Origin of the sequence: Arthrobacter sp. C2, assembly GCA_024207135.1 — a bacterium.
Lineage (GTDB): Bacteria > Actinomycetota > Actinomycetes > Actinomycetales > Micrococcaceae > Paeniglutamicibacter.
On sequence record CP042428.1, the window covers coordinates 122802 to 135000 of the forward strand.

At 69.1% G+C, this 12199-nt stretch carries 9 protein-coding genes; 6 read left to right on the top strand and 3 right to left on the bottom strand.

The genetic code is table 11. The features are described from left to right. Positions 1–75 precede the first annotated feature (75 nt). Together FPY90_RS00575 and FPY90_RS00580 are read right to left on the bottom strand one after the other, a co-directional pair. Positions 76–2253 (bottom strand): Stk1 family PASTA domain-containing Ser/Thr kinase, encoded by a 2178-nt coding sequence (locus FPY90_RS00575; protein WP_498683271.1) that lies wholly within the window; start codon positions 2251–2253, stop codon positions 76–78. Positions 2254–2419: 166 nt separating this feature from the next. After that, positions 2420–2668 (bottom strand): WhiB family transcriptional regulator, encoded by a 249-nt coding sequence (locus FPY90_RS00580; RefSeq protein ID WP_007271814.1) that lies wholly within the window; start codon positions 2666–2668, stop codon positions 2420–2422. Positions 2669–2996: 328 nt separating this feature from the next. Here FPY90_RS00580 and FPY90_RS00585 point away from each other — a divergent pair, with 328 nt between their 5' ends. Continuing rightward, on the top strand, positions 2997–3446 hold the full coding sequence (locus FPY90_RS00585; RefSeq protein WP_498683273.1) for a hypothetical protein: 450 nt from the start codon (positions 2997–2999) through the stop codon (positions 3444–3446). A 32-nt stretch (positions 3447–3478) separates the two neighbouring features. Here the strand turns inward: FPY90_RS00585 and FPY90_RS00590 are convergent, their stop codons facing one another. Further along, positions 3479–7564: an FtsK/SpoIIIE domain-containing protein gene (locus FPY90_RS00590; RefSeq protein ID WP_498683275.1), complete on the bottom strand. Its 4086-nt coding sequence runs from the start codon at positions 7562–7564 to the stop codon at positions 3479–3481. 348 nt (positions 7565–7912) lie between these two features. On the opposite strand from FPY90_RS00590, the gene FPY90_RS00595 reads away from it, so the two are divergent. The 5 genes from FPY90_RS00595 to FPY90_RS00615 all read left to right on the top strand — a co-directional run bounded on the left by FPY90_RS00595 (position 7913) and on the right by FPY90_RS00615 (position 11981). Beyond that, entirely contained in the window at positions 7913–9142 is a 1230-nt protein-coding gene (locus FPY90_RS00595; protein WP_498683277.1) for a TadA family conjugal transfer-associated ATPase, read from the top strand. Next, positions 9139–9990, top strand: coding sequence for a type II secretion system F family protein (locus FPY90_RS00600; protein ID WP_071213563.1), 852 nt, complete (start codon positions 9139–9141; stop codon positions 9988–9990). The genes FPY90_RS00595 and FPY90_RS00600 overlap by 4 nt, the downstream gene beginning before the upstream one ends. Next, entirely contained in the window at positions 9987–10928 is a 942-nt protein-coding gene (locus tag FPY90_RS00605; protein ID WP_071213562.1) for a type II secretion system F family protein, read from the top strand. Before FPY90_RS00600 ends, FPY90_RS00605 begins: the two co-directional genes overlap by 4 nt. Before the next feature lie 226 nt (positions 10929–11154). Continuing rightward, on the top strand, positions 11155–11295 hold the full coding sequence (locus FPY90_RS00610; RefSeq protein WP_498683279.1) for a hypothetical protein: 141 nt from the start codon (positions 11155–11157) through the stop codon (positions 11293–11295). A 41-nt stretch (positions 11296–11336) separates the two neighbouring features. Beyond that, the gene (locus FPY90_RS00615; protein WP_498683281.1) at positions 11337–11981 is read left to right on the top strand and encodes a hypothetical protein; all 645 of its coding nucleotides are present in this window, start codon (positions 11337–11339) and stop codon (positions 11979–11981) included. Positions 11982–12199: the final 218 nt, after the last annotated feature.

Consider the following 12199-nt stretch of genomic DNA (forward strand, 5'->3'; position numbering starts at 1 on the left):
GTGGATCGCGGAACGGTCCGGCAGCCCGGAACCCGGCGCGACGAAGAGCGCGGCGGCCGTGGTTGCGGCTTGGGGCTAGACGACCACGAGCTTGATGGTCGACCCCTCGGGGGCGCTGCCGCCGGCGGGGGACTGGGAGCGAACGGTCCCGAAGAACCCGCCGAGGAACTCCTCGACCTCGACCTTGAAGCCCAGCGCCTCAAGCTCCTGGCGCGCCTGGGCCAGCTGGCGGCCCTGCATGTCGGGCACCTCGATCATCCGCGGACCGCGCGAGACGACGTATTCGACCGTTGAGCCGCGCTCCAGCTGCCCGCCGGCGGGCTTCTGCGACAGGATCTGCCCGGCTTCCACCCTGGTGCTGTATTCCTTGCCGGCGTTCTTGCCCTTCAGCCCGGACTTCTCCAATGCGGCATCGGCAGCCTTCGGCGTCATCCCGGCCAGGGAGGGCACGTCCACGGGCGCCGGGCCGCGCGAAACGACCAGCGCGACCTTGGTGCCGCGGCGCAGCCTCTCCCCGGAATCCGGATCCTGCTTCAGCACCGCGCCCTTGGCGACCTCCTCGGAGTACTTCTGTGTGACCTTGCCCGCTGCCAGGGACGCCGATTTCAGGTCGGCCTCGGCATCGGCCTGCTTGCGGCCGGTCAGGTTGGGGACGGCAAAGAGTTCGGGGCCCTTGGAGACCATCAGCGTCAGGCCCTGAAATCGACGGATCGTTTCCCCGGCGGCGGGTTCACTTCCAACCACGAGGCCGCGCTCAAGCTTGTCGTCGAATACCTCGCGGGTGCCTGCCTGCACACCGGTGGCCGCCAGCTGGTCGACCGCCTGGCTGGCGGAGGCGCCCATCAGCGTGGGGATCTGGAAGGGTGCGCCCGGGCCCATGCCGAAGAACAGCGAGGCCGCGGCCACGATCGAGGCCAGCAGCACCAGCAGGATCCCAAGGAGCCACTTGCGGCGTGCCGGGGTCCGGGGCGCCAGCTGGTGCGTCGGGATCTGCGCATCCTTCTTCCACGCGATCGCCGCGGCCTTGGCGTTCTTCCTGGCCTGCCGGGCGGACACCGGACGCTGCGGCCCGGCCTCCATGGCTTCGGTGTGGGACGGCCCGGCCTGGGCGTGGTCCCAGCTTTCGTCGAGGGCCCGGGTGTGCCCGGCGCCGCCCAGGACGGTGGTTTGGTCACCGGCCACGCCCAGCGCGCGGGTGGCGTCCTCGGCCGAGGGGTCCTCGGCACCCCCGGAAGCGGACGGCAACGCCATGGTCGCGCCGGCGCCGTTGGCGGCCCGCCCGGCCGCGGCGGAATCGCGGTACTCCTGGGCCTGGGCCAGGGCCTCGTGCACCGAGGTGTGCGCGGAGGTCGCCGGGGGGATCAGGTCCTTGAGCCCGCCGAGGGTCTCGGATCCCAGGTCCAACTGCCCGGGGGAGAGCGAGTCGTGGATCTGCTTGAGGTCGCTGAGCAGGAACGAGGCGTTCTGCGGCCGGTCCTCGGGGTCCTTGTTGGTGCAGTAGGCGACCAGCTCGTCGAGCTCGCCCGACAGGCCGGGCACGAGTGCCGAGGGCGGCGGGACGTCGTCGTTGATGTGCTTGAACGCCAGCCCGTAGGCGCTGTCCGAGGTGAAGGGCTGGCGGCCGGTGAGCAGCTCGTAGGCGATGATGCCCACGGCGTAGATGTCGCTGCGTTCGTCGGCCGGTTCGCCCTTGGCCAGCTCGGGGGAGATGTAGGCGGCGGTGCCGAGGAAGTTGGTGGCGTTGGTGTGCGCGGTGGCTGCCCGGGCCAGCCCGAAGTCGGCGACCTTGATGCGCCCCTCGTCGGAAATCAACACGTTGGCCGGCTTCATGTCGCGGTGCACGATGCCTTCCTCGTGCGCCACCGACAGCCCGGTGCAGATCGCCTGCAACACCACCAGCGCCTGGCGCGGGGTGTAGCGGCCACGGGATTTCAGCGACTGGCTCAGGTTCAGCCCGCGCACGAATTCCATGACCAGGTACGCGGTGGACCCGGAGACGTGGTGGTCGCGGATGCCCACGATGTTGTCGTGGGTCAGCCCTGCTGCGATGATCGCCTCGGCCTCGAAGCGTTCCAAGATGACCGGATCGGAGGCCAGGTGGGCGTGCAGGACCTTCACGGCAACCGTGCGGTGCAGCCGCAGGTCCGTGGCTCGGTAGACGGTGGACATGCCGCCGTCGGCAATGCGGGCATCGAGTCGATAGCGTTCATCGAGGATCGTGCCTAGGCGGGGGTCGGAGTGTGGCGCTGTCACTTATCGATCGTAACCAGTGGTTGGGGACTTGGGGGAGTGTGCCACACGGGCGGCACGTGGTTCTTGCCCGGCCGGTGCGGCGGGCATCGGGGCCCAGATGCAGGTGAGGGGTCGGTTCCAGTGGAACCGACCCCTCACCTTGGTGTGCTGTGGAGCACCAATCGACCTAGGAGGCTCGACGGGCCCGTGCTGCCCGGCGCTTCAGCGCCCGGCGCTCGTCTTCGCTCATTCCGCCCCAGACCCCGGCATCCTGGCCTGACTCGATGGCCCATGCCAAGCAGGTGTCCACCACGGGGCACCGTCGGCAGACACTCTTGGCTTCTTCAATCTGGAGCAGGGCCGGTCCGGTGTTCCCGACGGGGAAAAAGAGTTCCGGGTCCTTGTCCAGACAGGCCGCGCGGCTACGCCAATCCATGCTTGTTGATGCTCCTTGGGGGTAGGAAAAGTGAGGGGGATCGTCCTGGGCCGTGAGGCCGGACAAAAGCAGTGCGGCGGGAAAATTGCCATACCCGAACGACTGCCTAACAAGGTTTTCATGTTACGTTCACGTAAACAAGGGTCCCGTGTTGCAAATACCTTTGCTTCCTTGAGTGCTTGGTCACAAGCACCCGTTTTGCGGCTCCCGCTAACAGGTTTGTTCCGTCGTGACAAGGGTGTTTTTTGGCCCGTTGCGGGGTCTTTGTCACACGAGGACCCTGCTTCCGCTTTGGCTTCGCCGGTGGTGGCCGTACTAGATTTGAGGCGTGATGAACCAGCCAGTGCCCCAGTCCAGCCGCCCCGCGATCCCACGCCGCCCGATCTCGGTGCTGGTGATTTCGGCGCTTCTGGTCCTCGAGGGGCTCGCGGTGCTGGCCTACGCACTGACCTATGCCCTGTCCCTGGGCCAGACGGGCGAGCTGGGCATGGGGGCACGGATCTTCATGCTGGTGCTGATCATTGCGGCCGGTGCCTGGCAGCTGCTGGTGGCCCACCACTTCTTCCGGGCCCGGGCCTGGACGCGTGCGGCCGTCCTGGTCTGGCAGGTCTTCCAGATCATCCTGGCCTTGCAGATCGCCATGCCGGTCGACGTGTTGGTGGCGTGGCTGTGGCTGGTGCCTGCGGCGGTGGTCGTGGTGCTGCTCTTTGACCCGCGCACCACCGCGTTCCTGGGCGACCGGCCCACGGCGCACCCCGGAACCGACAACCAACCCTGATTCTCCTGTTCCGCGCCGCGGGGACGGATGGCTCACGGAACCCGATTCACGCATTGGACCTGGCGGATCGTTCCCCGGTCCGCGACCATGGCACGGCCGCGCACGCTCACGGTGGCCGGCGGCAACCTGAAGCCGCTGGGATCGGCGTCCGCACCGAACTGCGGATCAAGCACGAGGAACGAACGCGCATCGCGCACCACCGCCGAGAGCCCCAACTCGAACAGCAACCGTGAACCGGGTTCGGCGCTGAGCACCAGTTGGAGCCCGGCACCCAGCAGCACCTCGGCGGCCCGCGCAGCCCGGGCCACACGCAAGTCCGCGCGATCAACCAGCACCCGCGCCGCTTTCGGGTGGACTTGCATGAATTCCTCGGCCTGCACCGGCAGCTCGTCCCCAAGGCCCAGGTGCACGGTGTGGCCGGTATCCGCATCGCCCAGCGAGGCCAGGTGCCTCAGCAACGTGGACTTGCCCGAACCCTCGTGCCCGATGACCAGCCCGCAGGGGCCCGGCGCCCACACGAAGGCGCGGTTGTCCGGACCGCAGAGTCCGATGGCCAGTTCCGGAGCCGCCTGTGGCCCCGGAGGCAGCGCCGGCAGCTGGTCGGCGGCCAGGGATTCGGGCAAGGGCACGGAACGCAGCCACGCGCCGGGCACCTCCCCGCCGGGCAGCGGCAGGCTCGCCGCGTCGTCGAGCAATTGGAATGCCGTGCCGCGCTGCGGTTCATCGGGCCCCAGCAGCACGCCCCGGCCCACCCGCGGGGCCACCTTGCGCAGCTGCGGCCATCCCATGAGGACCTCTGGTCCGGCGCCGCGCGGGAAATACCAACGGGTCTCGCACAGCGATGCAGCCCGCGAACCGGCCAGATCCCTGTCCCCGCTCACCACCAGGGCGCGGCCCAGCTCGGGGGCGGTGCGGGCGAACGCCGCCAGCTGCGCCTCGAGGCGCATGAACGCGCTTCCCTCCAGTGCCTGGGCCCAACCGCCGAGCCCGCACACCAGCAGCAGCATCGGCTCCACGCACGCGGGAACACCCAGCTGCAGGAGCAACTCGTTGATGCGCCACGAGTCGCCGGGGCCGAAGTAGCCGCCCACCGCCGGGTGGCCGTGCAGCGCGCCGTGGGTCCCGTTGCCGTCGAGCAGCAGCGTCGGCATGCGCCAGGACTGGCGGTTCACCGCGTGCAGCAACAGGCCGGGGACCTTCTCGATGCCCGAGGCCGGCAGCCCGCACACCATCAGCCGGGCCGTGGTGCGCGGGTCAAAGACCAGGGGACCTGGCTGGGGCAGCTTCGGGCGATCAACCAGCCCGATGGCTCCGGCTCCACCTGGCACCTGCCGCAGCACCGCACGGCCGATCGCGGGCAGCGACGCCGGAAGCGCGGCGGAAAACGGGTTCGGCGCGGGCTCGATATCCCGGTGCCCCCGCACGATGCGCCGCACCGCCTCCGCCAGCTCCGCGTCGGAACCTTGGGATGCTTCGGCCTCCGGCGCCCCGGTGGCGGCGGGCCCCGGCCCGGATCCGGCACGCGGCAGCTGCTCGGAGAACAGCGTTTCGCCCAGGTCGGCCCCGAAGGCCCGCAGCCGGGCCGGGACGCTGGGGCGGGCGTTCACACGGGCCCGGAAGCCCACCGGGGCACCGCCACCGCGTCGGAAATACGCCAGGCCCGGGGCGGAGGGATCCAGCCGGGCCGCCACCGGAGAGCCGACCAGGTCGATGGATTCGGCCTCGCCGATGGTGCGCAACGCGATGACCGAGCCGATGTTGGCCCGCAGCGGCGCGCTGACGGTCCCTGCAGGCCGCTGCGTGCTCAGCACCAGGTGGATCCCCAGCGACCGTCCAACGGTGGCGATGTGGATGACCCGCTCCAGGGCCTCGGGCAGCTCTGTGGCAAAGACGCGGAATTCGTCGATGAGCACCACCAGCCGGGGCAGCGGGAGATCGCCCGGAGGGCGCGAGCGCAGGTAGTCCCTGTGGTCGGTGGCCGCATGCGCCGCCAGGAAGGCCTCGCGGCGGTGCAGCTCGTTGCCGAGCAGTTCCAGGATCCGTTCGGCCTCGGCGGCGTCCAGGTCGGAGACGAAAAGCTGCACGTGCGGCAATCCGCGCAGCGGCGCCAATGTCGCCCCGCCCTTGAAATCCACGAGCATGAAGGCCAGTTCATCGGGCCCCGAAGCCGCGGCAAGGCCCAGCACCAGGGTGCGCAACAGCTCGGACTTGCCCGACCCGGTGGTCCCGGCGACCAGGAGGTGCGGCCCGTCGGCATCCAGGTCCACGCGCAGCGGACCGGCATCGGTGTCCCCGACGATGGCACCGGGCCCGGAACCCGTGCCGCTTTCCCCGTCGGCCTCCGAGCCTGCCTCGACCCAGGACAGCATGCGTGAGACCGCGCGGGCCAGGACGGGCAACCCGATGCCTTCGGTGAGCACGTGCAGGGACGGCTCCCGGGTGCCGTGCGGCGGCGCCCCGGTCTCCGGGGACCGCCGGCTTCGCGAGTGGCGTGTGCGGACGCCGGGGAAGCGGCGGGACTTCCGGATCCCTGCCGGGGGTGCGGAGAGCAGCCAGGGGTTCAGTTCGCTGCCCGGCCCTTGCAACAGGATCCGGCCGGTGGAGCAGTCGATGTGGACCTCCGCCCCGGGCACGGGTGCCGGGCCACCGCAGTGGATAGAGGCGGGCGCGCCGGGGCCTGCGGCACCCTGTGACTGCCCGGGCGCTGCGACCGCGCCGACCGCTGCCGGGTACGTCCCGGGCGTGGTCAGCAGCACGATCGTGGGCCTCGGATCCGGGGCAATCGGCGCGTCGGCCCCGCCGACCTGGACACCGGGCAGCATCGCGAATTCCGAGGGAAGGAAGCCGGCGGGTCCCCGCACCACCACGCGCAGGGACCCGGAGGCGAGCAACGGAAGCCAGCGCACCAGCACCGCGCGCAGCACCGGACCCCACGCCGATTCGGGGCCCTGGAACCACACGGCCGAACCCGCCTGCAGGGCCAGCGGCACCGGGGAATCGGACAAGATGCCGGGATCCACCACCGGTTCGTTGTCCGCGTCGCCCGCCGCCCCGCTCGAGTTCCCGGGTCTGGATCGCGGCTTCCCGCGCGCACGCCCCCGCGACCCCCGGCCCCGCTCCCGATGCCCGCGGCCGGGTCGCGGATCCGGAGGGGCAGTCCCCGAGGCGGTGCACAACCAGGCGGCCAGCCGTCCGTGCCCCAGCACGATTGCGGGGAATCCGTCGTCATCCACCGCACTCCCGGCGGCCAGCCCGGCCGCAACCGCTCCCAGCGCAGGGGCCAGGTCCTCGCGGCGCTTCGCATCGGCAGCGGTGGCCCGGGCCCAGGCGCGCCGGAAGCCGGCCTTCCCACGGAGCACCAGCAACGCCGGAAACCCGCCGGTCACCAGGGAAATCGCGGAGAAGGCCAGGAAAAACACGCTGCGGGTCATCAGGAACAGGCCCACGCCCAGCCCCAGCGGTGCCAACGCCCCAAGCAGCATCATCGCCAACCGGCTGCCCGGTTCCTCCGCGGCGATGGGCACCGGCTGCAGCGGCCATCGGGAGGACCCGGCCGACAGCCCGCCGGGCGGCAGCACCCCGAAGCTGCTGTCGCCCGCGCTGAAGGTGTCCCCGATCAACAGGCGCCGCTCCAGGATCGGGGTCTGGGCGAACCAGACCCCGTTGGCCGATCCCTCGTCGCTGAGCACGATGGAGGTGTCGGTCACCCGGACCAGCGCATGGCGGCGCGAGAGCCGAAGGTCCCCGATCGGCAAGTCGACCTCCCCGCGGCCCAGGGCCCACAGGCCGCGACGCAGCGGCAGCGTCCCGCCGGGATCCGGACCGCGCAACACCACCAGCACCGCCGGCTCGATCCCGCCGGCCGCGCCCTGCCATCTGCGGGGAGCAAGGCCCGCGGGTGCAGCGGGCACATCGCACAGCAGCAACCGCCCCTGGCTGGGCAGCTGCGCGATCTGCTCCAGCGGCCTCCCGCCGGCATGCCAGCGCAGCTGTGGCCAGCGCCTGGCCAGGGCAGCGGCCAGCACCGGTCCGCCGAGAGGCTCCGCGGCTTCCAGCTCCACCAGCACCGGCCGGCCCAGGGCCGCCGAGACGAGCCTGATGAACAGTTTCCCTCCCATGAGCCTTGTGCCCACCCGCCTTTCGCCGCGTGTTGCCGAACCGCGGTCCCGATTCCCCTTCCCCCACAGTAGGACCGCCCGGCGCCCGTCCCGCGGAAACGCAGCACCCCCTGTGGACGGAACCCGCTGCGCCCCGGGAGTTTCTCCACAGATCCGGCCGGAGCCTTGTAGCCGCCCCGGCACCCGGGTATGGTCGCGGTATTGCGTCATGAAACTAACTGGATATTGCCGCTCACCAGCACTCCGGGGTGCCTCGCGAGGCCATCCCAAGCACCGGCCCCCGCACGCCTTGGCGAACGGCATGGCTCCCGGCCACCGGCCGGGAGCCGGTCACGGCAGGGATGCACGATGGCGGACGGACTGGCGATAGTTGAGGATGAGGTACGCGAACTCATCCGCAGGAACGGGCTTGACCCCTCCACCCAGGTGGGGGAGGTCCGCCGGTTGGTGGACGACGTGGTTCGCGACTACGACGAACGCTCCTTGCTGGGGGTGCTCCCGGCGCTGGGGGAACTGGGCCTGGCCCGGCGCCGCATCATGGACGCGGTGGCCGGGCTCGGCGCCCTCCAGCCCCTGCTGGATGATCCCGACGTCGAGGAAATCTGGCTCAACGGACCCCACGAGGTCTTCTGCGCGCGCGGGGGAACCTCCGAGCTGACCTCCATCCGGCTTTCCGAGGCCGAGGTCCCGGCACTGGTGGAGCGCATGCTCAAGTCCTCGGGCCGCCGCCTGGACCTGTCCCAGCCGTTCGTGGACTGCCAGCTGGCCGACGGCTCCCGCCTGCACGTGGTCATCCCGGACATCACCCGCAAGCACTGGGCAGTGAACATCCGCAAGTTCATCGCCCGGGCCAGCAGGCTCGAGCACCTGGTCGAACTCGGTTCGCTGTCCCGGCAGGCCGCACACTACCTGGATGTCGCCGTCGGGGCGGGGCTGAACGTGCTGGTCTCCGGGGCCACGCAGGCGGGAAAGACCACGATGCTCAACTGCCTGGCCTCCTCGATCGGCAGCCGCGAGCGCGTGGTCACCATCGAGGAGATCTTCGAGCTGAAGATCAACCTGCGCGACGTGGTGGCCCTGCAGACCAGGCAGCAAAACCTGGAGGGAAACGGGGAAATCAACATGCGCCGCCTGGTCAAGGAGGCGCTGCGGATGCGCCCGGACCGGCTGGTCATCGGCGAGGTCCGCGAGGCGGAATCGCTGGACATGCTCATCGCCCTGAATTCAGGGCTGCCCGGGCTTTCGACGATCCACGCGAACTCCGCCCACGACGCGCTGACAAAGATCTGCACGCTGCCGCTGCTGGCCGGGGAGAATATTTCCTCGGACTTTGTCGTTCCCACGGTCGCTGCATGCCTGGACCTGGTGGTGCACTGCCGCCGGGACGCGGCGGGCAGGCGCTTCGTCGGGGAAATCATGGCCTTGGGCCGCCGCGTGGAAAACGGGGCCATCGAGACCACCACGCTGTTCGAACACCTCGACGGGCAGCTGACCCTGGCCCCGACGGCGGACCTGGCCCACCAAAAGCTCATCGACGCGGGGATCGACGTGGCCGAACTGGGACGGATCGTGGCATGAGCGTCTTCCTGGGACTGACCCTCGGGTTCGGGCTGCTGCTGGTCTTCCGTTCCTTCACCGCCGCGGCGCACCCCGGCGCGAGGGTCGGCAACGGGCGCATCGAGACCCTGCTGCTGCATGCGGGGCTGGACAAGGTCACCCGCGGCGGCTTCATCTCCGCCTCGATCACCGCCGCGGTCATCGTCGGGCTCATCGTGCTGATCCTCACCGGTGCCCCGCTGATCGCGCTGACCTTCGCCGGGTTCGGGGCCGGCGCGCCCTGGGCGCTGGTGCGCCGCCAGGGGGCCAAGCGCGCGGCAAACCTGCGCGAGCAATGGCCCGACGTGGTGGACCACCTGCGCTCGGCGATCCGGGCAGGGATGTCGCTGCCCGAGGCGCTGACGCAACTGGGATCGCAGGGGCCCGAAGCGCTGCGCCCGGCCTTCACCGACTTCGGCCTGGACTACCGGGCCACGGCCCGCTTCAACGACTCCCTCGAGGCCCTCGCCGCGCGCCTGGCCGACCCGGTGGCCGACAAGATCGTCGAGGCCCTGCGCATCACCCGCGAGGTCGGCGGCACCGACCTGGGCGAGATGCTCGGCACCCTCAGCTCCTTCCTGCGCGACTCGGCCCGCACCCGCGGGGAACTCGAGGCCAGACAGTCCTGGACGGTGTCCGCGGCCCGCCTGGCCATCGCCGCCCCCTGGGTCATCCTCCTGCTGCTGGCCGGACAGCCGGCGGCGGTCATCGCCTACTCCTCGGTCACCGGAATACTCGTGCTCATCGGAGGGCTTGTCGTCTCGTTCATTTGCTACCGGACGATGATGCGCATCGGCCGGCTGCCCGAGGAAGAACGGGTGTTCCGATGAGCACCGCCATGATCCTGTCGCTGGTCCTCGGGCTGTCCCTGGGCAGCGGGCTGTGGCTGGTGCTGGTGCGGATCCCGGCGATGCGCCCGGTCACCTTCGCCCAACGCGTGGCCCCGCACCTGCGTGCCGGGCGCAGCGGATCGCGGATGCTCAACGAGTCCTTCGCGGCGCAGACGCCCTTCGGCCCGCTGGGCCGCATCCTTGGTCCCATGCTGGCCGACGTGGCCAGGATGTCCCAACGCCTGAACCCCAGCAACGAGGCCATGGCCCGGAGGCTGGCCCGGGCCGGGCTGGGTATCAGCGTGCTGGATTTCCGCGCCCAGCAGCTGCTGTGGTCCGCCGGGCTGACCCTGGCCGGTGCCGCGATGCTGGCCGCGAACCTCGTGGCCGGGCGCTTCAACCCGATGTTTGCGTTCCTCGTGCTGGTCTTTTGCGCCGTCGGAGGCTACCTGCTGCGCGACTGGTACCTGGGGGAGCAGACCACCCGGCGCAGCAGGCGGATCCTGGCCCAGTTCCCCACGATCGCCGAACTCATGGCGTTGGCCGTGGCCGCGGGGGAGAGCACCGTGGGATCCATCGAACGGGTGGCCCGCACCTCAAGGGGGGCGCTCAGCGAGGAATTCGCGCTGACGCTGGCCCACGTCCGCGCCGGGGCAACCCTGGCCGATGCACTGGCGGAGATGTCGGACCGGATCCAGTTGACGGCCATGACCCGATTCGTCGACGCGATCACCGTGGCGGCCGAACGCGGGACCCCGATCGCCGCGGTGATGCGGGCCCAGGCCCAGGACGTGCGCGACGCGGCCAAGCGCGAGCTGATGGAATCGGCGGGGAAGAAGGAAATCGGCATGATGGTGCCCATAGTTTTCGGCGTGCTGCCGCTGACCATCGTTTTTGCGGTGTTCCCGGGGCTCGCGCTGATCGACATGAACTACTGACAGGAGGAATCACACCGCAAACCGCCCACCGGAAGGCGGCAAGGCCACACAGGCCGGGGCACCGACGAAGCTGCCCGGGAACCGATGGCCATCGCCGCGTCCCTCGGGTCGGCGACGTGCCCCCGGGAGGGGAGGGACCGGAGACACGTGGCAAGACATCGCATCATGTAGCACCAGGCTCCCGCGGCAGTGAAGGCCGCGGGGCAATCCAGCAAGGAGAAGGAACATGAGGATCGCAGACAGGATCGGGTTGATGGTCATCGGCATGGGACTGTGGGTCGGCACCCACACCATGGACCTGGCCGGAAGCATCAAGCGCAACGAACGCGGGGATGTCCCGGGTTGGGTCATGATCTTGAAAGACTGATGTTGAAACTTAGAACACAATGACTTGACTAGCATGTATCCATGACAGACATCGATGCACCTGTGCAAGCTCCTACTCCAGAAACAAACGATACAGGCCGAGACAGTAGCCCGAGTGAACCCCCTCATGCCATTTTCGATGACAAGGTGTACGGCAAAAAGCTGGCTAAGGTCTTGCACGCCGACAATAGCTTCGACGGGCAGGCCGTGAAAGCCTTCCAACTGGCGGACTCGGCTATGCGTATTAGAATTCTTGCAAAGGTTCGAGCGAGTGGATATACCCATATGCAGAAACACTTGCCTGTAGTAACCGCACTCCTGATTTTCATACTCGGCTTTGTAGGAGTCTCACTCAAGGAAAACTTCTCCAGCCTCAGCGTCTCGCTGGCACAACTTGAAGAACTGGTTGCCAGCAATACACCGCTTGTCGAGATCACTGATTTGCTTGCGCGGACTACCGGCAACCAGAATCTGGTTTCAATAATAACGGGAGCGGTGCTGATCTTCCTGGTGCTCGCCGTCGGACGCGAGGGACGCTCGGACGCAAAAAAAGAAGCCAATCATATTGCGTGGCTCAAGGCGCTTGAGACGGCTGACGCGATAGCTACCAAATGTGAAGACGAGGAAGGCGAGGGGAAATCGAAGGCGTCAGGGACTACTGGTACCGTACCGGGCGCTGCCGGGTAGTAACATTCGACCGAGTCAGGCGGTCTCGACTTCGAAATGGAGTGGGGGACCGTTTGTCCCGTGATCTTGAAGCTCTCATGTAAGGATAAGGAAAAGGCCCCAGCCTTCGTAAGTGAAGACTGGGGCCTATCCTGGCTAACTAATTGCTGCGAACCCATTCCTTGCGGTTAGCGTCATACGTGGCCCAGTAGCCCTTGGGAGAGTCCAGGGACCCGTCG